The following is a 21,370-nucleotide window of genomic DNA, read 5'->3' on the forward strand; positions in this document are numbered from 1 at the left end:
ACCTCTTCCCATTCCGAACAGAGAAGTTAAGCTTCGTCACGCCGATGGTACTGCGTAACAGTGGGAGAGTAGGTAGCCGCCGTTTTGGGATTCTCCCCCGGTCTGATGGCCGGGGGAGGATCCCTTTCTTTTTTTGAGATTATGCATTCTTTTTCTTGTCATGGATGTCATTCAGCCATTTAACTTCTACTTGAAGGTATAACTCCTTCTAACACCTTTTACCTACAGGCATTTTGAGGATATTCATTTTATTAGTCAGATGGTCTGTAATTCTCATAAAGTCAGGAAAACATCTTTAAAATACAATTAAAAAAATAAGCAGGCTCTAAAAAAATTTTTTAAAGCCTGCTTCAGAATAATTGTTTATTGGTTAATTGTAGAATTATTTTTTTATTCTGGTTCCTTGTTGCAAGGATGTGGATAATCGATTGTGTAATGTAATCCTCGACTTTCTTTACGTTCCATAGCTTGACGGGTAATCAGGTAGCCTACATTAATCATGTTGCGGAGTTCGCAAATTTCACGAGATGCTTTTACGCGTTTGAATAGGCGTTCTGTTTCTTCGTATAAAATATCTAACCGATTCCATGCACGTACCAGACGAAGATTGCTGCGTACAATACCTACGTATGCTTCCATAATTTGATTAACTTCTTTCATGCTTTGGGTAATCAAAATGCGTTCTTCGTTGTTCATTGTACCCTCTGCATTCCATTCTGGAATATCTTCATTGAAATCATAACGGTCTAGTACGCTTATGGCATGTTTGGCTGCAGAATCTGCATAAACGATGGCTTCTATCAGGGAATTTGAAGCTAGTCGGTTGCCTCCATGCAAACCGGTACAGGAACATTCACCTAGAGCATACAGACGTTTGATGCTGGATTGTCCGTCAAGGTCTACTTTGATGCCTCCGCATAGATAATGTGCAGCAGGAGCTACCGGAATATAATCTTTAGTGATATCGATTCCCAGGCTGAGACATTTCTTGTATATGTTCGGAAAATGTTTTTTAGTTTCTTCGGGGTCTTTATGAGTGACATCTAGATAAACATGGTCTTCACCACGCTGTTTCATTTCATTATCTATGGCACGGGCTACGATGTCCCGTGGAGCCAATGATAAGCGTGGGTCGTATTTTTGCATGAATTCTTCGCCTGCCAGATTTCTTAGTACACCTCCATATCCTCGCATAGCTTCTGTAATTAAGAAGCTGGGCCGGTCGCCCGGATGATACAAGGCAGTCGGATGAAATTGGATAAATTCCATATCTTTTACGATACCTTTGGCTCGATACACCATTGCGATACCATCGCCTGTAGCTACCAACGGGTTGGTGGTATGACGGTAAACAGCTTCGCATCCTCCTGTTGCCATAACGGTAACTTTTGAAAGGAACGTGTCCACTTCTCCTGTAGCTTCGTTCAATACGTATGCTCCATAACATTTGATACCTGGGGTATGACGGGTAACAATGATGCCTAAATGATGTTGTGTGATGATTTCTACGGCATAAAAGTTGGTAAAGACGGTGATGTTCGGATGTCGTTTGACTTCTTCTATCAAACTGGTTTGGATTTCGGCGCCAGTATTGTCTTTGTGATGAAGGATACGGAACTCGGAATGACCGCCTTCCCGGTGAAGGTCGAACTCTCCATTTTCTTTTTTGTCGAAGTCTACTCCCCATTTGATTAATTCTTCGATTTGTGACGGGGCGTTGCGTATTACTTTCTCTACCGCTGCACGGTCGCTTATCCAGTCTCCGGCAACCATCGTATCGTGAATGTGTTTTTCGAAATTATCCACCTTCAGATTTGTCACAGAAGCGATGCCTCCTTGTGCATAATATGTGTTCGCTTCTTCCAGCCCGGCTTTGCAAATCAGTGCAACCGAGCCTTTATGCGCTACTTTCAGCGCAAAGCTCATTCCGGCAATTCCTGAACCGATAACGAGAAAATCATATTTCCTTATCATGATAATAATGTGTATATATTGACGCAAAACTACAAAAAAACTGAAATGTCTGTACTGCATATTGCTTTTTTTTCAAAAGAACTTTACCGGATGTAATGATTTTATATGATTATTTACTATCTTCACCCTGAATTAATAAGGAAAAGGATGATGAACAGGACATTTCATTCGAAGGTAGACGGGTGGTACTGGTCATTAATGGCTGTTACTGCTTTTTTATTGTTCGATTTCTTTTGGTTGCATTATACGTTGCTGGCGGTCTTGCTGGCGATATGTATGATTTTCGAAATCGAAATGTTGGTCCATACCCGTTATGTAGTGACGGAAGACGGAATGTTACGGATAGAGAGCGGTCGGTTTGTGCCGGGCAGGACGTTGGATTTGAATTCGATAGAAATGATGAATCGGGTCAAATCTTTTTCCATAGCTCCGGCTCTGTCGGTAAAACGAGTGGAAATCGTCTATCGTGTGGCAGGAAAAGATGATAAGCTACAGGTCTCACCTGTGGATGCAGATGAGTTCATCAGTTGGATACAGAAAAAGACAAGAAAGAATAATGAGTAAACTTAGATAAAAAAGAGATTATGGCAAAATTGTTTAGAGTCCGGCAAGTATCATATGCATGGATGACCATCTTGCTGGTACTGGTGTTGGCAATTGTATGGCTTTCTTTAGAAAGTAAGAATTATTGGAGATTGTTGGGGCTTCTGGCTCCTTTGGGACTTGCTGTTGACCAGTTGACAACCCGTATTCAGATACGCGATAACGGGGATGTATGGATACGCCGGGGATTTACCGGAGTTTCGCGTTTGCACGGCATTTCGAAACTGATTTACCGTAAACAGGCATGGAAAAGCCAGCAAATTGTGTTGCGCCATACCAAGGGACACGCTACCGTGGATCCGAAAGACCGGAAAGGGTTCATCGCCAGCTTGAAGGAAGCGAACCCGATGATGGAATATGTGGAAGAATAACTGACCTTAAAAACAATAACGTACCATGAAATACCAAGTAGCGATTATCGGCGGGGGACCTGCCGGATATACCGCCGCCGAAAGGGCGGGGAAAGCAGGACTGAGTGTGGTTCTGTTTGAAAAGAACAGTGTGGGAGGCGTGTGTCTGAACGAAGGATGTATCCCTACGAAAACGCTCCTATATGCATCGAAGCTTTATGATAGCTGCGTCCACGCACGCAAGTATAATGTAAGTGCCGGTGAAGTTAGTTTCGATTTGCCCAAGGTGATAGCCCGCAAGTCGAAGGTGGTGCGCAAGCTGGTGCTGGGAGTGAAGGCAAAGCTTACGGGAGCCAATGTCACGTTGGTAAACGGAGAGGCTTTCATCGTCGATGCGCATACCGTGCGTTGCGCTGGGGAAATCTACGAATGCGAGAACCTGATTCTTTGCACGGGGAGCCAGACGGTTATTCCTCCTATTCCGGGCATAGAGAAAGTCGGTTATTGGACTCATCGCGATGCGCTTGACAACAAAGAAATCCCACGGTCGCTTGCCATTATCGGCGGAGGGGTTATCGGGATGGAATTCGCTTCATTCTTTTCCGACTTAGGTGTAAAAGTGACCGTTATCGAAATGATGGACGAAATATTGAACGGTATAGACCGTGAAATTGCTTCGATGCTCCGTGCCGATTATGCAAAACGAGGTGTTGACTTCAAACTGGGAGCCAAGGTTGTCCGTCTGGAGCAGAATGAGACCGGTATGCAGGTTTATTATCAGACAGGAGCAGAAGAGACCCGTTTCGAGGCAGAAAAATTGCTCTTGAGTGTAGGGAGACGTCCGGTGACGCAAGGCTTCGGGTTGGAAAACTTGTCTCTTGCATATACCGAACGGAAGTGCATCAAGGTAAATGCCCAGCTTCAAACTTCTGTGCCGGGTGTATATGCTTGCGGAGATTTGAATGGAGTCTCTCTTTTGGCTCATACGGCGGTAAAAGAAGCCGAAATAGCGGTAGATACCATCTTGGGAAAATCTGTCGGAATGAGTTATCATGCCATTCCCGGCGTGGTTTATACACATCCCGAGGTCGCTTCAGTGGGAAAAACCGAGGAGATGTTGCAGAAGCAAGGCATTACTTATCGGGCGGTAAAGTTCCCGATGACTTATTCGGGCAGGTTTGTGGCAGAGAATGAGGGTGTGAACGGCATGATGAAGGTACTGGTAGACGAGCATAATAAGGTACTAGGAGTTCACCTGTTGGGCAATCCGGCATCCGAACTCATTGTATTGGGCGGCATAATGGTAGAAGATGAGCTTGATTTGGAGACTTTCCGCCGGTATGTATTTCCACATCCCACGGTAGGCGAACTGTTTAGAGATTTATAACTATGCATCGTTTAGGTTTCTTTTTAGGAATGTTGCTGGCCTTTTGCCAGGTTTGTGCACAAGGTGTGGCAGAACAACTGGAGGCACTGGTTGCATCATCGCCTGTGCTGAAGACATCCGAAGTAGGCATCACGGTATTCAATCTGACGAAAGGGACGCCGGTCTATGCTTATCAGGATCAGAAATTGTATCGTCCGGCTTCTATCGAGAAGATTATCACCACGGTCACGGCATTGGCAGAGTTGGGTACAGGCTATACCTTCGATACCCGTTTGGCTTATACGGGTACAATCGGGGCAGACAGTACCTTGGAGGGTAATTTATACGTGGTGGGAGGTTTCGACCCTGAATTTATGGAAGACGATTTGCAGCGTCTGACCGATGCCGTGCACCGTGCAGGTATAAACAGCATCAAGGGAAACCTGGTGGCAGATGTATCGGTGATGGATTCCATTTATTGGGGTACAGGTTGGGCGTGGGATGATACCCCTAATGCCTTTCAGCCTTATCTCTCTCCGTTGATGCTGAACAGGGGATGCGTGAATGTATCGGTCAAACCTTCTCAAAAAGGAAGACGTCCCGAAGTAGAGGTATATCCGAAATCGGATTATTATACAATAGACAATCGTGCCGTGTGTGGTATACCTCATTATGGGAGTCTGAAAATAAATCGGGATTGGTTATATAACGGTAATACCATTCACATTACCGGTAATGTAGGGCGTCCGTCCGGCAGGACACTGAGCATGTTTTCATCACAGGATTTCTTTATCCAGACTTTTCGTTACCAGTTAGCTCAGGAGCATATAGCCGTCGATTCGTTGAAATATGGCGTCTGTCCCGATACGGTCACCTTATTATATAAAGTCTCCCGTCCGTTGGAACCTGTTCTGAAACGTGCCCTGAAGAAAAGCGATAATCTTTCGGCAGAAGCTTTGTTTTATCACTTGGCTATCCGGGGAGGCGGGCATAAAAGTGTCGGTACCGAGGATGCACAGAAAGAGATAGAACACTTCATGCGTCATCACATCGGGAAGGACCCGGACGATTACAGCATTGTCGATGGGAGTGGGGTTTCGATGTACAATTATGTGTCGCCCGAATTGTTGCTGGCTTATTTGAAATATGCGTATGCCCATCAGGAAATATTCCATCCTTTTTACGAAGCGTTGCCCATAGCTGGTGTAGACGGTACACTCCGTTACCGTATGCGGAAAGAGAAGGCGTTCCGCAACGTGCGTGCCAAGACCGGTACGGTAAAAGGAGTCAGCTCGCTTGCCGGGTATGTACGTGCCGGAAATGGTGATATGTTGGCTTTCGTGATTATCAATCAAAACGTGATGAGTGGAAGAAAAGCACGTCTTTTTCAAGATAAGATTTGTGAAATATTGGCGCAATAATAAAGAAATTTGTATATTTGTACGGTATAATGACAGACCGTGTCCGTAAACGGTATGACGAAATGCCGGAGATAAATAATTATTTACTATAAAAAATGAAAAACATTATGGTTAATTTTTCATTAGAGGGCAAAGTAGCCCTTGTAACAGGCGGTGCGTATGGAATCGGTTTTGCTATGGCCGAAGCATTGGCTCAGGCGGGTGCCAAAATTGCGTTCAATTGCCGTTCACAAAAACATCTGGATGATGCTCTTGCCGATTATAAGGCAAAAGGCATTGATGCAAAAGGTTATATTTGTGATGTGACTGACGAGGAAGCGGTTAAAGTACTTGTGGCACAGATAGAGAAAGAACTGGGCGTGATTGATATTCTGGTAAACAACGCAGGTATCATCAAGCGCATCCCGATGTGTGACATGACGGTAGATGAGTTCCGCCAAGTTGTCGACATCGACCTTACAGCTCCGTTTATCATGGCTAAGGCGGTTATTCCGGGCATGATCAAGAAAGGTCATGGAAAGATTATCAATGTTTGTTCGATGATGAGCGAATTGGGTCGTGAAACCGTATCTGCATACGCAGCAGCTAAAGGCGGTCTGAAGATGCTGACCCGCAATATCGCTTCCGAATACGGTGAATACAACATCCAGTGCAATGGTATCGGTCCGGGTTACATCGCTACTCCGCAGACTGCTCCGTTGCGCGAACGTCAGGCAGACGGTTCACGTCATCCGTTCGATTCGTTTATTGTCTCAAAGACTCCGGCTGCACGCTGGGGAACACCCGAAGATCTGATGGGTCCCACGGTATTCCTTGCATCTGATGCTTCCGACTTTGTAAACGGTCATATCCTTTACGTGGATGGTGGTATCCTGGCTTACATTGGCAAGCAACCGAAATAAAATCAAGTCGTTTCATTCATAACAAAAAGGCAGGAAGTTTTTTCCTTTTTCAAAAGGAAGGCTTCCTGCTGTTTTTTTGTATATTATACTTTGAACAGTGTGCAATTGTGCATTTTAATGGAATACACACTTCCGGTGTCGCTCCTGTTGCCAGTGTCACGCCGGATTACACATTCGGTATGACAAGCAAGCTTCGGTTTCTCCGCAATATAACTGCATCGTTTGTAAGATTATTAATCTTACAAACAAGGCAGCCATGCGGATTGGATTATCGGACTAAACTAATGTTTTGGCTTAGCTTGGAAAAGCCACCGATGGACATAAAGTGTACGGGCACAAATCCGGCTTGACAAATGTGACAAGCGACTAAATGCACAAATTAATGCCGCGAGAAGTATAAGCATGATTTGTATGAATGCAATCTGTACCATAGTTTCAGCAAGGAATTCGTAATCGATGGTCAGCTTTCTGAAATTTTCCAGCCATGAGAAAGAGCGTTCCACAATCCAGTGTTTGGGAAGTACCTGAAATTTGGATGGACATTCATCCGGTCTTGTTGATATAAAGGATTCCATTCATTATCTCTTTAAGCGATATGTTAAATAAGTTTTCACTTCATCTTTATTCCAAGGAATATGCGTATCTTTGCATCGAATTTAAAAGTGGAAAGATTTGAGTAGCTTGCAACCACGGAAAAAAATGCTAAAACACAAGTTCGTTTTTGATTTTCCCCCTCTTTGTATTCCTGCTCTTGTCCGTACACGGCATTTATTAATCCTTTTAATTTATAAAACAGAAATGGGATATTTATTCACATCCGAATCGGTGTCTGAAGGACACCCCGACAAAGTGGCGGATCAGATTTCCGACGCTGTGCTTGACAAACTGTTGGCTTATGACCCCAGTTCGAAAGTAGCTTGCGAAACATTGGTCACTACCGGACAGGTGGTGCTGGCAGGAGAAGTGAAAACAAAGGCTTACATCGACCTTCAACGAGTAGCACGTGAGGTGATTAACCGTATCGGTTATACCAAGAGCGAATATATGTTCGAAGGCAATTCGTGCGGGGTGCTCTCTGCTATTCATGAACAAAGCCCCGACATCAACCGTGGCGTGGAACGTGAAGACCCTATGAATCAGGGTGCGGGCGACCAGGGGATGATGTTCGGTTATGCAACGAACGAGACCGAAAACTATATGCCGTTGTCGCTCGATCTGGCACACAAGTTGCTGATTGTGCTTGCCGAAATCCGTCGTGAAGGTAAAGTGATGACTTACCTCCGTCCGGATGCGAAAAGTCAGGTGACTATCGAATATGATGATAACCGGCGTCCGGTACGTATTGATACAATCGTAATCTCTACGCAGCATGATGAATTTATTTTGCCAGAAGACGATACGCCGGAAGCACAGGAAAAGGCAGATCGGGCAATGTTGGAACAGATTCGCAAGGACGTAATCGGCATCCTGATTCCCCGCGTGATAGCCGAGATTCATCATCCGGAAGTGTTGAAGTTGTTCAACGACCAAATCACGTATCATGTGAATCCTACTGGTAAGTTTGTTATCGGAGGACCTCATGGAGATACGGGATTGACCGGGCGTAAAATTATTGTGGATACTTACGGAGGTGCAGGTGCACATGGTGGTGGTGCCTTTTCGGGAAAAGACCCCAGTAAAGTGGATCGCAGCGCTGCATACGCCGCACGTCACATAGCCAAGAATCTGGTAGCAGCGGGTGTGGCCGATGAGGTATTGGTACAGGTGTCGTATGCCATTGGTGTGGCACGTCCTATAAATATCTACGTCAACACTTATGGACGAAGCCATGTAGCCATGAGTGACGGTGAGATTGCGAAGAAAGTAGACGAGTTGTTCGATATGCGTCCGTATGCCATCGAGGAACGTCTGAAGCTCCGTAATCCTATTTATAGTGAGACAGCCGCTTACGGTCATATGGGACGTGAACCGAGAAAGGTGATCAAGCATTTCGAATCGCTTTACGAAGGCAACAAAGATGTGGAAGTGGAGCTTTTCACATGGGAAAAACTGGACTATGTGGATAAAGTGAAAGCGGCTTTCGGGCTGAAGTAAAATAATTATAATGGAAACGCAGATTTTCGCAGATTAAGAAGCTGTTTTGAATTTCTCCAAAAAGTTTTTCTTGGCTTGATGTACCCGTTTTCGTGTGTGCTTTGGGCGATTTTTTGGTCTTTTTCGCTCCTGTTCTTCGTCAGATAGCCCGCTATCTTCCTCATCACAGAAGCGAAAATGCCTCAAAAACTCATCCCAAATCATCGCACGATAAATTCAAAACAGCTTCTAACGCAGAAAGAATTTTTTAATTTATCTGTGAAAATCTGTGTTAATCTGCGTTTCATGAATCACTTGACATTATGAGTGAAATAAAGAATATCTGTGTATATTGTGCATCCAGCCCGCAAATTGCTCCGGTTTATTTTAAAGCTGCCGAAAGGCTGGGATATCTTTTGGCGGAAAAAGGGATAAACTTGATTGATGGGGCAGGTAAGGTAGGGTTGATGGGATGCCTTAACAATACAGTCCTTGCTGCAGGCGGTACGGTAACGGGTGTTATTCCCCGGTTTATGGTAGAGCGGGACTGGCATCATTCCGGCTTGACACAGTTGATGGAGACAGAAACGATGCACGAGCGTAAAAGCTTGATGGCGCGTATGTCGGATGCTGTCATTGCGCTTCCTGGAGGATGTGGCACGATGGAAGAATTGTTGGAAGTCATTACGTGGAAGCAACTGGGACTTTACCTTAAACCGATTGTTGTCTTGAATATCCAAGGGTTTTATAATCCGTTGATAGAAATGTTAGAGAAAGCCATCGGCCAGCAATTTATGCGTCGCGAACACGAATCGCTTTGGCAAGTGGCCTTTACTCCCGAGGAAGCTGTGGAGCTATGTGTTTCTCTTCCGGCATGGGACAAGAAAATCTGTAAATTTGCAGCTGTATGAACGATACATGCTCCGTCGGATTCGAATACATTGTCGAAAAGGTACACGAAGAGTCCTTGCAACTCGATAGTGCCTTGGTGAGAAGTATGCAGACTGTTTCTGGTATGCCGGGTGAGGTTTTACCTTACCAGATTCGTTCCGAATGGTCGGTTACGTGCCTGCTTTTGTTTTGTTTCCTTGTGTTTTCGCATATTGTGAAGAATGGAAAGAAATATATCATCCAGCATATCAGAAGCCTGTTTCAGCGCAAGGACCGCAGTAGCCTGTTCGATGAGGTGCAAGGTACGGACAATGGGTATACGATGGTATTTCCACTCTTGACTTGTATTTGTTACGGTCTGTTTTTCTATTATTATTCGGTGGAGTCATTTCCGGCATTGGTTTATGTTACTCCTCACGAGGCATTGATTGGTGGGTACATTTTGTTGTCGATTTTTTATATGTTGTTCAAGTGGGGAAGTTATAATTTTGTCAACTGGGTTTTCTTTGAGAAGGAGCAAAGCAAGGCGTGGATTCAGACATACTTCGACCTTCTTAGTGCCCAATGTTTCCTGTTGTTGCCTATTATCTTGTTCATTATTTACTTTCGTCCCGATGTCATTATTAGTAATATATTGATAGCTTTTACGTTGATTTCCGCTAAAATATTGTTATTTTATAGGGGATTTAGGAACTTTTTCAACCAAAGTTATGGTTTTCTACATTTTATTCTGTACTTTTGTGCCCTCGAAATGGTACCCCTTTTGCTGTTGGCGAAAGGTATCCTCTATATGAACCAGATTGTGATTTTAAATTTTTAGTGCCTTGAAGATTAAAAAAGTCCTCGTTTCTCAGCCTAAACCTACATCAGAAAAGTCACCTTATTTTGACATTGCTGAGAAGTACGGAGTGAAAATAGATTTTCGCCCGTTTATAAAAGTTGAGAGTTTGTCGGCAAAGGAATTTAGACAACAGAAGATTTCCATATTGGATCATACTGCTGTCGTATTTACTTCGCGTCACGCCATAGACCATTTTTTCAACCTTTGTGCGGAGTTGCGTGTAACTGTCCCTGAGACGATGAAGTATTTCTGTACTTCGGAAGCCATAGCTTTGTATATTCAGAAATATGTTCAATACCGTAAGCGGAAAGTATTCTTCGGCGCTACGGGCAAGTTTGTCGATTTAGTGCCTGTAATTGTGAAGCACAGTACGGAGAAGTATCTGATTCCGATGTCGGACGTGCATAACGATGAAGTGAAAGACTTGTTGGATAAACATCACATCCAACATACTGAAGCGGTGATGTACCGTACCGTAAGTAATGATTTCACACCGGAAGAAGATTTTGATTATGATATGCTGATTTTCTTCAGTCCGGCTGGAATCCAATCATTGATGAAGAACTTCCCTAAGTTCGAGCAGAAGGATATCGCCATCGGAAGTTTCGGACCGACTACGGCAAAGGCGGTAAAAGATGCAGGATTGCGTCTGGATTTGGAAGCTCCTACGGTAGCTGCTCCTTCGATGCCTGCCGCATTGGATATGTTTATCCGCGAACATAATAAATAAGATTCATCGGTATATATTGAAACGCAGATTAACGCAGGTTGGCGCGGATAGTATAATATAAATCTGTGAAAATCTGCGTTAACCTGCGTTTCTTTAATATTCAAATTATGACAGAACCGGTAAAAAAAACTTTTCCGAAAAAGGAACATTTAAGCAGCTTGCTGGTGATTGACAAATTGTTTGCAGGAGGCAGCAAGTCATTGGCTGTTTTTCCTTTGCGTGCTGTTTATATGCCGGTGGAAAATGCAGGTCTTCCTGAGGTCTCTGTCTTGATTAGTGTCTCTAAAAAGCGTTTCAAGCGTGCGGTAAAGCGCAATCGGGTGAAACGGCAAATCAGGGAAGCCTACCGTAAAAACAAGTCTCTGCTGACAGATGCTTTAGAAGCGAAAGGCAAGAAACTTGCGGTCGCTTTCATTTGGCTCGATGATGAGCTTCATGCTTCTCCGGAAGTAGAGGAAAAGGTGAAAAAGTTGCTCCAGTTGATAGCGGAGCGTGTCGGATGAAGCATGAAAAAGATACTTTCGTTTTTGCTTTTACTTCCCATTTATTTTTATCGGAACTGCATTTCTCCCTTTACGCCTCCATCGTGCCGGTTTACACCCACATGTTCGGAATATGCCGTTCAGGCAATAAAGAAACACGGTCCGTTCAAAGGGCTTTACCTTGCCATACGCCGCCTGTTGCGGTGCCATCCGTGGGGAGGTTCGGGATACGACCCTGTTCCTTAGTTATTCACTACAGAGGATTCTTAATTCTTCATTCTTCATTTATTATGATGTGTTTTGATGTCCATACTCATCACTTATCTGCATCTCCTTCCGAAGCTATATTCAATGCCGATAGCAAGTATATTCCCTTACCCGATGAAGCTATGTGGCTTTCGGTGGGGATACATCCGTGGCATCTTACTTCCGAGAATTATCCGATGCAGCTCCGGTGGATAGAATCTGTGTTGGGAAAAGACAAGCGGGTGATTGCTTTGGGAGAAGCGGGGCTTGATAAGTGTTGCCATGCGCCTTTTTCCTTGCAAGAGGAAGCTTTCCGCATGATAGTTTCTCTTTCCGAACACTACCGCCTGCCTCTGATTATTCATGCCGTAAAGGTTTATAATGAATTGATTGCCTTGAAAAAAGAAATTCATCCTTCACAGCCTTGGATTGTCCACGGCTTTCGGGGGAAAAAGGAACTGGCGCAGAGCCTCGTAAGGCAAGGGTTTTACCTCTCTTTCGGCGAACATTATCACGCGGATGCATTGCGGTATATGCCTGAAGGAACCTTCTTGCTGGAAACCGATGAGAGCCGTGTGCCTATCCATACCTTATACCATAGGGCGGCAGAGATACGTGGAATCCATCCGGATTTATTGGCGGATAATGTCAGCCGGACGGTTAACTCGCTCTTTTTTAACCGGTAAAAATTGGTTATTCAGATAAAGTGTCGTACTTTTGCCGTTGACTTTAATATAATGTTAAACTAAGAATCTCATTCGATGAATTTTGTAGAAGAATTAAAATGGCGCGGAATGGTGCATAACATGATGCCGGGCACAGAAGAATTGTTGGAAAAAGAAATGGTAACGGCTTACTTGGGTATCGACCCTACTGCCGATTCCTTGCATATCGGACACTTGTGTGGTGTAATGATGTTGCGGCATTTCCAGCGTTGCGGACACAAGCCTTTGGCTTTGGTGGGCGGAGCTACGGGTATGATTGGCGACCCTTCCGGCAAATCGCAGGAGCGGAATCTGCTGGACGAAGAAACCCTGCGCCATAACCAAGAGTGCATCAAGAAACAGTTGGGCAAGTTCCTCGACTTCGAGTCGGATGCCCCGAACCGTGCAGAACTGGTGAACAATTACGATTGGATGAAAGACTTCACCTTCCTCGATTTTGCCCGAACCGTAGGCAAGCACATCACCGTCAACTATATGATGGCGAAGGACTCGGTGCAGAAACGTCTGAACGGCGAGGCACGCGACGGACTTTCATTCACCGAGTTCACGTATCAGCTGCTCCAGGGATATGACTTTTTGCATTTATATGAAACCCGCGGATGCAAGCTCCAATTAGGTGGAAGCGACCAGTGGGGGAACATCACTACGGGTGCCGAATTGATTCGCCGTACCAATGGGGGAGAAGTGTTCGCCCTTACCTGTCCGCTGGTAACGAAAGCCGACGGCACGAAGTTCGGCAAGACCGAAAGCGGAAACGTATGGTTGGACGCACGTTATACCTCTCCTTATAAATTCTACCAGTTCTGGCTGAACGTGAGCGATGAAGATGCCGAACGCTACATCAAGATATTCACTTCGCTTACGAAAGAAGAAATCGATGCGCTGATTGCCGAGCATAAGGAAGCTCCACACTTGCGTGTGCTCCAGAAACGTCTGGCACGAGAAGTTACCGTCATGGTACATTCTGAAGAAGACTATAATGCAGCGGTAGAAGCATCGGGCATTCTTTTCGGAAACGCCACTTCCGATGCCTTGAAGCGTCTGGACGAAGACACGTTGCTTTCCGTATTCGAAGGTGTGCCTCAGTTTGAGGTGGCTAAGAGCGAAATAGAAGCCGGCATCAAGGCTGTAGACTTGTTTGTGGAGAAAGCCGCTATTTTCCCCTCGAAAGGCGAGATGCGCAAGATGACGCAAGGCGGAGGCGTATCGCTGAACAAGGAAAAGCTTACCGCATTCGACCAAGTGATTACTGCCGATGATTTGCTGGATGAGAAATACTTGCTCGTTCAGCGCGGCAAGAAGAACTATTTCCTGATTATCGCGAAGTAAACTTAGAAGATTTTTTTAACGCAGGTTAGCGCAGATTCCCGCAGCTGTTTATTGGTTGCGGGATTCTGCGCTAATTTTTAGTAACTTGTTTTAGTATCAGTCAACTACAATGCCCATTTGCAATAATTTCATTTTTGCGAAAGAGTCTAAATTCTTTCCAACCGGATATATATCGTTGCTGCTACGAGATATTACAGGAACTTCTATACCTTCATTGATTGTGAAGGTCATTGCTACAGGCATATTCGGACGATATGCACCATTGCTTGGTGTACCAATTGGGAAAGTGCCATTAGCCGGATTGGTTCCAGTGTCGGGTCTGATTAACTGGCCACGGTAGTTCACTCTTACAGTCCAATCGGTTGCTATGTTTTCATCACAATTAGAAAACATATCTACCAATACTGTATAAGTTCCTTTCTGTACATATTCTGCAGGGAAATAGATGTTTTCTTTGTTGACATTGTCTATATTACATCCAGGGTTCGAGTCAAGGTCTAATCCAATGATTTGTCCTTCTGAAATGTTAGGAGTGGAATCTGTAGTGAACAACCAGGGCTGTCTGCTTCCAAAGAAGATTATATTTCCATTGGGTTCTATTACATGGAGGTCTACATCTTTTGCATTTGAGAAAGCTAAGCTGATTTGTAATTCACCGATTCCTACTTCAATCAGTCTTACTTCCCATGTTAAGAAGTAGAATCTTCCGTCTATGGTTTGTATTACGATTCTTAATGTTACATTGGCGGTAAATTGCTGGCTGATTAACAGAATAAACTGGTAATTGAACATGTACGTTGTACGGCTTGGTACTGTTGTGAGCACATCCGCTGCATTCATTTCATAATAACCTTCTTTACCTTCTACACCTATATAAATATTTTCCAATTCTTCCGTTGTATTTAAGGAGAAATAAGAACTTCCGCCAGGAGCGAATGTTTCGTCCGCAATCAATTCGCCTTGTTCTGTTGGCAACTTTGTTGTTGCTTCTGGCATAGCTCCTGAATGATAAGTAGCCTCTTCGATGTCAAAATATTCTTCTTCTATCGGATTGGGAGTGTCTTCTGATTCAAAGGGTATGTTGATTTCTGTTCCGTCTATCAAGACAAATACAACATATCCATTTTCAACTTTCACTTCACTGAACCAAGAATCTCCCTTAGCACCGTCAGAACCGTCAATGCCATCTTCTCCATCTTTACCGTCTTCACCTACAGCTTTTACTGGATTTCCTGCTTCATCCAACACTTCCGCATAAGTCAAACCGTTGTCGTAGCTTACCATCCAGAATCCATCTGTATTGACTTTCAGTTGCGGAGTGACTGCATCTGCTCCCGTAACAGGAAGTTTGTTTCCGGCTTCATCGGTGAGCCATGATTGTTGTCCATCAATGGTTTGTGTCCAATAATACTTGCCTTCAAACTCATCGAAACCAATTACTGGCGCATCTTTACCGTCTGCACCGTTTGTTCCGTTAGTTAATGTAGCGGTTTCTCCGTTGCTGAATTTAATGGAGTAACCATTGGCTGTTTCTTCCAAGCTTGTAATGAATAGATTATCATCTATTGCATTCACAATAGTACTGATAGATGAAATGTTTGTGTTCATCTGAGTCAGTTGTTCCTCAATGTTTGTCACTCGATTGTCCAGTGAGTTGACTTTGTCCCACAGCTCACCGTCATCATACTTACACGAAGATACTGCTGTTACTACGAGCAATACCCATAACCAAATGCTTTTTGCTTTCATGATTGATGATTTAATGATTAATAACCACATCTAAGTTATGATTTATTATAAAATTCAGCAAATGAGAAAATGTTTGAAAATAGAATAAGTAGACTTTGTAAAGTCCTAAATGGTCAAAAATTGTGACTATGTGAATGATTTTTTTTATATAGTTCTTAATGTAAAATATATTATATACTTTTCTTATTCCAAGATGAAGACCATTGTGCATAGCGAGAGTGGTATAAAGCGTCCGTAAAACTTCCTCATTTGCTTTTAGGTTTCAACACTTTGTTGTACTTTTGTATCCTAACCAAGAATGCAATTATCCACATGGTAAGATTCATAGATTTGTTTGCTGGCATAGGGGGCATCCGGATTCCTTTTGATGAGTTGGGCTATCAGTGTGTGTTCTCGTCGGAGTGGGATAAGGCAGCCTGTGTAACGTATGCGGCAAACTTCGGGGAACATCCGCAGGGAGACATCACGAAGATTCCTGAAAAAGACATTCCGCCTCACGACTTGTTGTTGGCTGGATTTCCTTGCCAAGCGTTTTCCATTATGGGGAAGATGCAGGGGTTTGCGGATACGCGGGGCACGATGTTTTTCGAGATAGAACGCATCTTGGCTTATCACAAGAGGTAATGGCAAGGCGGATTTTGCGAAGCTTGTTACCTAAATCCGTGTCTTGTATAGGATTCTCTTGAATCGATTCTATTAATCTTTCCAAGTCAAAAGGAAGCGAACGGTATTTCTTTGCAAGTTTTTTGAATTCCTTTCGGAATATGAGTGAAAGTTTAATTGTAATATCCTTCATCTTGCAATTCTTTTTTAAATTCTTCCCACGTTTGTAGTTCTACTTTCCCTTCCTTGTGCAGCTTCAGTTCACGGCAAGCCTCGGCAAAGTCGGCAAGGATTTCCTCTTTGGTCTGTACGGGCTCTTCTTCCGCCTCCTTTTTCTTGGTCACTAATTTCTTGGTATAGGCAAGAAGTTTCTTCAGGCTGTTCTCGTCGTCGGCAAGGTAACCGATTTGGCGGAAGAGTTCCGCGCTTGTATCCAGTGTCGTTTCCATAATCAAAGTGTTTAGTCATTATTTTTACAAAGATACACATTTTGAGTTTCCTATTCTTGAAATTTTCCGTAATTTAGCGCACAAAATAATAAATGTAGAAAAAAACATGAAGATAAATGTTTGCAGAAAACTGATGTTTGCCGTATGCTTTGCTGCAGGCGTGGCGGTTTACGGACAAGATGCAACGGGACATGTCAATCCGTTCCTGAGCGAATTCAATACGCCTTACGGGGTTCCGCCGTTCGAACAGATTACGGTTGCGGATTACCGTGAAGGGTTCCTGAAAGGGATGGAAGAGCAGAAACAGGAAATCGATGCCATAGTAAACCAGCGCTCGATGCCCGATTTCGAAAATACCATTGTGGCACTCGACCGGAGCGGAGCGATGCTGAACCGGGTGGCGTATGTGTTCTTTGGGCAGAGCGGATGCAATACGAACGCCGAGATGCAGGCGTTGGAGCAGGAAATGGCTCCGTTGCTTTCGGCTCATAGCGATGATATTTCGCTGAACAAACGCTTGTTTCAGCGGGTGAAGGAAGTATATGAGAACCGTGCGAAATTCAATCTCGATAAGGAACAGGCTAAGTTGTTAGAGGAAACGTATAAAAGCTTTGTACGGAGCGGAGCCAACCTGAGCGATGCCGACCAGCAGAAGCTTCGGGCGTTGAACGAGAAGATTTCGACGCTTCAGATTACGTTCGAGCAAAACATGCTGAAAGAAACCAACGCTTTCAAGCTGGTCATTACGGACGAGAAAGACTTGAGCGGGCTGCCAGCCAGCTTGATAGCACAGGCCGCCGAGACCGCTAAGGGCATGGGTGAAGAAGGCAAATGGGTGTTTACCTTGCATAACCCCAGCATCATGCCTTTCTTGCAATATGCCGATAACCGTGTGTTGCGCGAGCGTATTTATAAGGCTTATATCAATCGGGGAAATAACGGGAACGATGCCGACAACAAGCAAGTGGTGCGCGACCTGATTACGGCACGTCTGGAAAAAGCCAAGCTGATGGGCTATGAAGACTATGCCTCGATGGTGTTGGAAGACCGTATGGCGAAGAACGAAAAGAACGTGTACGACCTACTTAACCAGCTTTGGACACCTGCTCTTGCCAAGGCGAAGGAAGAGTTGGCTGATATCAAGGCGGAAATCAAGCGTGAGGGCAACGATTTTGAGCCGGAAGGCTGGGACTGGCGTTATTACTTCGAAAAAGCGAAAAAGCATAAATACGACATGGACGAGAACGAAATCCGTCCGTATTTGGAATTGAACAACGTGCGCGACGGTGCTTTCTATATGGCAAAACGCTTGTATGGCATTACGTTCCGTCCCTTGGAATACATGCCGAAACCGCACCCCGAAGCGCAAGTATTCGAGTGTATCGACAAGGACGGAAAGCCCTTGGGCATCCTTTATTTCGATTTCTTCCCACGTGCCAGCAAGAGCGGAGGCGCATGGTGCGGCGAATACCGTCCCCAGTCGTATGATGAGAACGGCAACAAGGTGGTGCCTGTAGTTACGATTGTATGCAACTTCACCAAGCCATCGGCAGGTGAGCCTGCCCTTTTGAGCCCGGATGAAGCGACTACGCTTTTCCATGAGTTCGGGCACGGGCTGCATTCGCTCTTTTGCGATGTGCACTATACAGGCGTGAGCGGTGTGCCCCGCGATTTCGTGGAGCTTCCTTCTCAAATCGACGAGCATTTCACCTTCGAGCCGGAAATGTTGCAGGTATATGCGAAACATTACAAGACAGGCGAGGTCATGCCGACCGAACTGGTAGAAAAATACGACAAGAGCAGCAAGTACGGACAAGGTTTCGCTACGGTGGAATACCTTGCCGCATCGCTTCTGGATATGGATTTCCACACGCTGAAGTCGGTGCCTGCCGATATGGACGTGATGGAGTTCGAAGCCAAGACCTTGGGCGACCGTGGTTTGCTGAAGCAGATACCGTCGCGTTACCGCACTACGTATTTCGCGCATACCATGGGCGGAGGCTATACCGCCGGATATTATAGCTACATCTGGGCGGAAGTGCTCGACTGTGATGCGTTCGGAGCATACGTAGAGAGCGGAAACCTGTTCGACCCTGAAGTGGCAAGCAAGTTCCGCAAGTATGTCCTCACGCCGGGCGGTATTGATGACGCGATGGATATGTACGTCAATTTCCGCGGAAAAGGTCCCGATATCAAGTGGTTGCTCGAGAAGCGTGGCTTGGATACTCCTGCGCCTTTGAAACAAGATAAGGAATAAACATAGTTAATTAACAATTAAAAGTGAATAGTTAATAACGGCAATCAGAGACATCCACCGTTATTAACTATTCATTGTTCATTATTAATTATTCACTCTTAATTATCTCCGACATGCCGGACCTATCATTTTCGTTTATCTATACTTCTTATTATAAGAAAGCGTTTAGCTTTGCCAAGTCGTACGTCCACGATGAGGCGGTAGTAGAGATATTGCTTCCGAGGCGCTGATAGCCTTGTGGGAGAAAATGGAGATAACGTCCGTTGAGGAGATTGCTCCCCTTTTATTTACTATTTTGAAGCACAAGGCGCTCGACTGGCTGAAGCACGAGCAGGTGAGGATGACAGCTTTCGAGACGTTTGCCGATTGGCAGAGCCGCGAGCTTTCCCTTCGCATCTCGAGCCTCGAAGCGTGTTCGCCCGACAGTATTTTTTCGAATGAAATCGGGCGTATCGTGCGTCAGACGCTCTATCAACTTCCCGAACAGACCCGCCAGGCATTTGTCTTGAGCCGCTTTAAGGACAAGTCGAACCGTGAGATAGCCGAAGCGTTGGGCATCTCGGTCAAGGGCGTGGAATATCACATCTCGAAAGCCTTGAAAACGCTTCGCGTAGCGTTGAAAGATTACCTCCCTCTGCTTTGCTTCTTCTATCCGTACCTGCGCTTCTGATAATTGAGTGCGAATGGGTATGCAACTGCTTGTATTTCAGGTTTAAACAGCTTTCTTCCACATGCTTATGCAGGTTTTACATTAGTTTCAAGATTCTGAAACTTTAGTTTTAATATCTTGAAACTAAGTTTCAGTATATATTAAACTTTAGTTTTAGTACATTGAAACTCATGAAACATATAGGTGTGTTTGTAGATCCTTGCCTTATGCAGTCTGTATAGAGTAGGAATGCATGTGGTTACATTGCTTGTTGTTCTCAGATAGATTCCTATTTATTGCATAGGATGCGCGGCATGGATTGGCGTATTTTTAATTGAATATCCGCATTTCACCCAATTGCCCTGTAGGGGCGGAAAATATCCATGTGGATTAGTTGATGCATTCAGGCGTATGCGATACGCCCCTACAGAGGATATTTACGGAATTCAATTTTAAAAAAACAATTTTTTTGCTTTTTCGTTTAGGGTAATGCTGTCTTCAGTCGTTATATCTACAAAAGCCGATAATAAAAGATGAATACCGATTTATTACAACGATATATCGCCGGAGACGTAACGGAAGCCGAACGGAAGCAAGTGCTGGAATGGATTGAAGAAAGTCCCGAACACTTGCAGGCGTACAGGGCGCAACGCCGATTGTACGACATCGCTTTGTGGCGTACGGACATCTCATTGGATGAACCTGCTCACGCGAAACGCATCTTGTGGAAGAAGCCACTTAGGGAACTGCTGAAGATAGCGGCGGTCTTTGCCTTGGTTTTTGTGTGGAGCTATTATTGGTGGAACAGGCCGGAGAAATCCGAAGCGGTGCAATCTGTTTATGTCCCGGCCGGACAACGGGCGGAATTGATGTTGGCGGATGGTACGAAGGTATGGCTCAATTCGCAAAGCCGCCTCACGTTTCCGGCTGCGTTCGGTGGGGAGACTCGCGATGTACAGCTCGATGGCGAAGGATATTTTGCAGTGAAGGCCGACGAAGAGCATCCGTTCATTGTCAAGACCGGCCGTTACGATGTGCGGGTATTAGGCACCGAGTTCAATGTCATCGCTTATGCGTCCGACAGCGTTTGGCGTGCCGCTTTGCTGAAAGGCAAAGTAGAGATAACGGGGCAAAGCGTTGATATGAGGCTGGAGCCGGACATGCAGGCATGCCTGGACGGAGGCACCTTGGTGAAAAAGCCAATCGGAAATAAAGACCATTTCCGGTGGAGGGAAGGGCTGATATGCTTCAACGACATTTCATTGGAAGATATGATGAAAAAGCTCGAACTGTATTATGGAGTAAAGATTGTGGTAAAAAACCGCCACATCCTGCGCAACCATTACACCGGTAAGTTCCGCACGCGGGACGGCATCGAGCACGTGCTGCGCGTGTTGAGGTTGAACAGCCGTTTTACGTATACGAAGGACGATGAAACCAATACGATTACAATTAATTAACCTGAGTGATAACCTTTTAATGAAGAACGCCTATGGAATAATACGGACAAAAGCTAAAAAAGGGACGATGCTGCCACACCGTCCCTAAAAAAGAGAACATAAACTTTAAGTAAGAACCTAAAATTTAATGCTGCAAATTTATGAAAAATAATTTGTACGAGGAATTTAGAAGCTGTTTTGAATTTATCGTGCGATGATTTGGGATGAGTTTTTGAGGCATTTTCGCTTCTGTGATGAGGAAGATAGCGGGCTATCTGACGAAGAACAGGA

General features: G+C 44.8%; 21 protein-coding genes, 1 rRNA gene and 2 pseudogenes. 18 read left to right on the top strand and 6 right to left on the bottom strand.

Features of this window, described 5'->3' with window-relative positions:
* Window positions 1–85: ribosomal RNA gene (gene rrf, locus B5F71_RS12855) — 5S ribosomal RNA — on the top strand; the annotation flags it as partial.
* Between the two features lie 305 nt (window positions 86–390).
* On the opposite strand, the gene nadB is transcribed toward rrf, so the two are convergent.
* Window positions 391–1,974, bottom strand: a complete 1,584-nt coding sequence (gene nadB / locus B5F71_RS12860) for an L-aspartate oxidase (protein WP_087210976.1) — start codon at window positions 1,972–1,974, stop codon at window positions 391–393.
* Window positions 1,975–2,121: 147 nt separating this feature from the next.
* Here nadB and B5F71_RS12865 point away from each other — a divergent pair, with 147 nt between their 5' ends.
* From B5F71_RS12865 to B5F71_RS12885, 5 genes are all read left to right on the top strand, one after another.
* Window positions 2,122–2,538 (top strand): PH domain-containing protein, encoded by a 417-nt coding sequence (locus tag B5F71_RS12865; RefSeq protein WP_239414006.1) that lies wholly within the window; start codon window positions 2,122–2,124, stop codon window positions 2,536–2,538.
* Window positions 2,539–2,558: 20 nt separating this feature from the next.
* Window positions 2,559–2,948 carry a DUF2878 family protein gene (locus B5F71_RS12870; RefSeq protein ID WP_022038705.1) on the top strand — a complete coding sequence of 130 codons (390 nt, stop codon included), beginning with the start codon at window positions 2,559–2,561 and terminating at the stop codon, window positions 2,946–2,948.
* A 25-nt stretch (window positions 2,949–2,973) separates the two neighbouring features.
* Window positions 2,974–4,314 carry a dihydrolipoyl dehydrogenase gene (gene lpdA / locus B5F71_RS12875; protein WP_087210940.1) on the top strand — a complete coding sequence of 447 codons (1,341 nt, stop codon included), beginning with the start codon at window positions 2,974–2,976 and terminating at the stop codon, window positions 4,312–4,314.
* A gap of 2 nt (window positions 4,315–4,316) precedes the next feature.
* Entirely contained in the window at window positions 4,317–5,714 is a 1,398-nt protein-coding gene (dacB, locus tag B5F71_RS12880; RefSeq protein WP_087210942.1) for a D-alanyl-D-alanine carboxypeptidase/D-alanyl-D-alanine-endopeptidase, read from the top strand.
* A 107-nt stretch (window positions 5,715–5,821) separates the two neighbouring features.
* Window positions 5,822–6,616 carry a gluconate 5-dehydrogenase gene (locus B5F71_RS12885; protein WP_022038708.1) on the top strand — a complete coding sequence of 265 codons (795 nt, stop codon included), beginning with the start codon at window positions 5,822–5,824 and terminating at the stop codon, window positions 6,614–6,616.
* Between the two features lie 401 nt (window positions 6,617–7,017).
* On the opposite strand, the pseudogene B5F71_RS21050 reads toward B5F71_RS12885, so the two are convergent.
* Window positions 7,018–7,146: pseudogene (locus B5F71_RS21050) on the bottom strand (transposase); the annotation flags it as partial.
* 268 nt (window positions 7,147–7,414) lie between these two features.
* Between B5F71_RS21050 and metK the strand changes: the two are divergent.
* Entirely contained in the window at window positions 7,415–8,710 is a 1,296-nt protein-coding gene (gene metK / locus B5F71_RS12895; protein WP_022039956.1) for a methionine adenosyltransferase, read from the top strand.
* 33 nt (window positions 8,711–8,743) lie between these two features.
* Here metK and B5F71_RS20315 read toward each other — a convergent pair whose 3' ends face one another.
* Complete coding sequence (locus tag B5F71_RS20315) at window positions 8,744–8,914, bottom strand: hypothetical protein (RefSeq protein ID WP_158098091.1); 171 nt, start codon at window positions 8,912–8,914, stop codon at window positions 8,744–8,746.
* A gap of 98 nt (window positions 8,915–9,012) precedes the next feature.
* Here B5F71_RS20315 and B5F71_RS12900 point away from each other — a divergent pair, with 98 nt between their 5' ends.
* The 7 genes from B5F71_RS12900 to tyrS all read left to right on the top strand — a co-directional run bounded on the left by B5F71_RS12900 (window position 9,013) and on the right by tyrS (window position 13,933).
* Window positions 9,013–9,600, top strand: coding sequence for a TIGR00730 family Rossman fold protein (locus tag B5F71_RS12900; RefSeq protein ID WP_087210945.1), 588 nt, complete (start codon window positions 9,013–9,015; stop codon window positions 9,598–9,600).
* Window positions 9,597–10,400, top strand: coding sequence for a DUF4271 domain-containing protein (locus B5F71_RS12905; RefSeq protein ID WP_087210948.1), 804 nt, complete (start codon window positions 9,597–9,599; stop codon window positions 10,398–10,400). The genes B5F71_RS12900 and B5F71_RS12905 overlap by 4 nt, the downstream gene beginning before the upstream one ends.
* Before the next feature lie 4 nt (window positions 10,401–10,404).
* Window positions 10,405–11,151: a uroporphyrinogen-III synthase gene (locus tag B5F71_RS12910; protein ID WP_022039953.1), complete on the top strand. Its 747-nt coding sequence runs from the start codon at window positions 10,405–10,407 to the stop codon at window positions 11,149–11,151.
* A 107-nt stretch (window positions 11,152–11,258) separates the two neighbouring features.
* On the top strand, window positions 11,259–11,654 hold the full coding sequence (rnpA, locus tag B5F71_RS12915; RefSeq protein ID WP_087210952.1) for a ribonuclease P protein component: 396 nt from the start codon (window positions 11,259–11,261) through the stop codon (window positions 11,652–11,654).
* A 3-nt stretch (window positions 11,655–11,657) separates the two neighbouring features.
* Window positions 11,658–11,879, top strand: a complete 222-nt coding sequence (yidD, locus tag B5F71_RS12920; protein ID WP_013618288.1) for a membrane protein insertion efficiency factor YidD — start codon at window positions 11,658–11,660, stop codon at window positions 11,877–11,879.
* A 44-nt stretch (window positions 11,880–11,923) separates the two neighbouring features.
* Window positions 11,924–12,565, top strand: a complete 642-nt coding sequence (locus tag B5F71_RS12925; protein ID WP_087210955.1) for a TatD family hydrolase — start codon at window positions 11,924–11,926, stop codon at window positions 12,563–12,565.
* A 75-nt stretch (window positions 12,566–12,640) separates the two neighbouring features.
* The gene (tyrS, locus tag B5F71_RS12930) at window positions 12,641–13,933 is read left to right on the top strand and encodes a tyrosine--tRNA ligase (protein ID WP_087210960.1); all 1,293 of its coding nucleotides are present in this window, start codon (window positions 12,641–12,643) and stop codon (window positions 13,931–13,933) included.
* Between the two features lie 96 nt (window positions 13,934–14,029).
* Here tyrS and B5F71_RS12935 read toward each other — a convergent pair whose 3' ends face one another.
* Window positions 14,030–15,682 carry a PL29 family lyase N-terminal domain-containing protein gene (locus B5F71_RS12935; RefSeq protein WP_158098092.1) on the bottom strand — a complete coding sequence of 551 codons (1,653 nt, stop codon included), beginning with the start codon at window positions 15,680–15,682 and terminating at the stop codon, window positions 14,030–14,032.
* A gap of 312 nt (window positions 15,683–15,994) precedes the next feature.
* Between B5F71_RS12935 and dcm the strand changes: the two genes are divergently transcribed.
* Window positions 15,995–16,306: a DNA (cytosine-5-)-methyltransferase gene (dcm, locus tag B5F71_RS12940; RefSeq protein ID WP_241148606.1), complete on the top strand. Its 312-nt coding sequence runs from the start codon at window positions 15,995–15,997 to the stop codon at window positions 16,304–16,306.
* A 152-nt stretch (window positions 16,307–16,458) separates the two neighbouring features.
* On the opposite strand, the gene B5F71_RS12945 is transcribed toward dcm, so the two are convergent.
* Entirely contained in the window at window positions 16,459–16,734 is a 276-nt protein-coding gene (locus tag B5F71_RS12945; RefSeq protein WP_087210966.1) for a hypothetical protein, read from the bottom strand.
* Between the two features lie 133 nt (window positions 16,735–16,867).
* On the opposite strand from B5F71_RS12945, the gene B5F71_RS12950 reads away from it, so the two are divergent.
* The 3 genes and pseudogenes from B5F71_RS12950 to B5F71_RS12960 all read left to right on the top strand — a co-directional run bounded on the left by B5F71_RS12950 (window position 16,868) and on the right by B5F71_RS12960 (window position 21,100).
* A complete protein-coding gene (locus tag B5F71_RS12950; RefSeq protein ID WP_162609946.1) occupies window positions 16,868–18,991 on the top strand; it encodes a M3 family metallopeptidase in 2,124 nt (707 codons plus the stop codon).
* A 113-nt stretch (window positions 18,992–19,104) separates the two neighbouring features.
* Window positions 19,105–19,661 (top strand): annotated as a pseudogene (locus tag B5F71_RS12955) (RNA polymerase sigma-70 factor).
* Window positions 19,662–20,173: 512 nt separating this feature from the next.
* On the top strand, window positions 20,174–21,100 hold the full coding sequence (locus B5F71_RS12960) for a FecR domain-containing protein (RefSeq protein WP_087210973.1): 927 nt from the start codon (window positions 20,174–20,176) through the stop codon (window positions 21,098–21,100).
* A 53-nt stretch (window positions 21,101–21,153) separates the two neighbouring features.
* Here B5F71_RS12960 and B5F71_RS20790 read toward each other — a convergent pair.
* On the bottom strand, window positions 21,154–21,370 hold a 217-nt coding region (locus B5F71_RS20790), incomplete at its 5' end, for a hypothetical protein (RefSeq protein WP_206423841.1).

This window comes from Bacteroides sp. An269 (genome assembly GCF_002159755.1).
Taxonomy (GTDB): Bacteria; Bacteroidota; Bacteroidia; order Bacteroidales; family Bacteroidaceae; genus Phocaeicola; species Phocaeicola intestinalis.

What these genes read in the sequence shown, in the direction of transcription:
- B5F71_RS12905 (WP_087210948.1), top strand. Translation starts at nt 9,597, where the DNA reads ATGAACGATACATGCTCCGTCGGATTCGAATACATTGTCGAAAAGGTA.
- B5F71_RS12960 (WP_087210973.1), top strand. Translation starts at nt 20,174, where the DNA reads ATGAATACCGATTTATTACAACGATATATCGCCGGAGACGTAACGGAA.
- B5F71_RS12935 (WP_158098092.1), bottom strand. Translation starts at nt 15,682, where the DNA reads ATGAAAGCAAAAAGCATTTGGTTATGGGTATTGCTCGTAGTAACAGCA.
- metK (WP_022039956.1), top strand. Translation starts at nt 7,415, where the DNA reads ATGGGATATTTATTCACATCCGAATCGGTGTCTGAAGGACACCCCGAC.
- B5F71_RS12885 (WP_022038708.1), top strand. Translation starts at nt 5,822, where the DNA reads ATGGTTAATTTTTCATTAGAGGGCAAAGTAGCCCTTGTAACAGGCGGT.
- B5F71_RS12945 (WP_087210966.1), bottom strand. Translation starts at nt 16,734, where the DNA reads ATGGAAACGACACTGGATACAAGCGCGGAACTCTTCCGCCAAATCGGT.
- rnpA (WP_087210952.1), top strand. Translation starts at nt 11,259, where the DNA reads ATGACAGAACCGGTAAAAAAAACTTTTCCGAAAAAGGAACATTTAAGC.
- dacB (WP_087210942.1), top strand. Translation starts at nt 4,317, where the DNA reads ATGCATCGTTTAGGTTTCTTTTTAGGAATGTTGCTGGCCTTTTGCCAG.
- B5F71_RS12865 (WP_239414006.1), top strand. Translation starts at nt 2,122, where the DNA reads ATGATGAACAGGACATTTCATTCGAAGGTAGACGGGTGGTACTGGTCA.
- B5F71_RS20315 (WP_158098091.1), bottom strand. Translation starts at nt 8,914, where the DNA reads ATGATTTGGGATGAGTTTTTGAGGCATTTTCGCTTCTGTGATGAGGAA.
- dcm (WP_241148606.1), top strand. Translation starts at nt 15,995, where the DNA reads ATGGTAAGATTCATAGATTTGTTTGCTGGCATAGGGGGCATCCGGATT.
- B5F71_RS12950 (WP_162609946.1), top strand. Translation starts at nt 16,868, where the DNA reads ATGTTTGCCGTATGCTTTGCTGCAGGCGTGGCGGTTTACGGACAAGAT.
- B5F71_RS12900 (WP_087210945.1), top strand. Translation starts at nt 9,013, where the DNA reads ATGAGTGAAATAAAGAATATCTGTGTATATTGTGCATCCAGCCCGCAA.
- B5F71_RS12870 (WP_022038705.1), top strand. Translation starts at nt 2,559, where the DNA reads ATGGCAAAATTGTTTAGAGTCCGGCAAGTATCATATGCATGGATGACC.
- tyrS (WP_087210960.1), top strand. Translation starts at nt 12,641, where the DNA reads ATGAATTTTGTAGAAGAATTAAAATGGCGCGGAATGGTGCATAACATG.
- nadB (WP_087210976.1), bottom strand. Translation starts at nt 1,974, where the DNA reads ATGATAAGGAAATATGATTTTCTCGTTATCGGTTCAGGAATTGCCGGA.
- B5F71_RS12925 (WP_087210955.1), top strand. Translation starts at nt 11,924, where the DNA reads ATGATGTGTTTTGATGTCCATACTCATCACTTATCTGCATCTCCTTCC.
- yidD (WP_013618288.1), top strand. Translation starts at nt 11,658, where the DNA reads ATGAAAAAGATACTTTCGTTTTTGCTTTTACTTCCCATTTATTTTTAT.
- lpdA (WP_087210940.1), top strand. Translation starts at nt 2,974, where the DNA reads ATGAAATACCAAGTAGCGATTATCGGCGGGGGACCTGCCGGATATACC.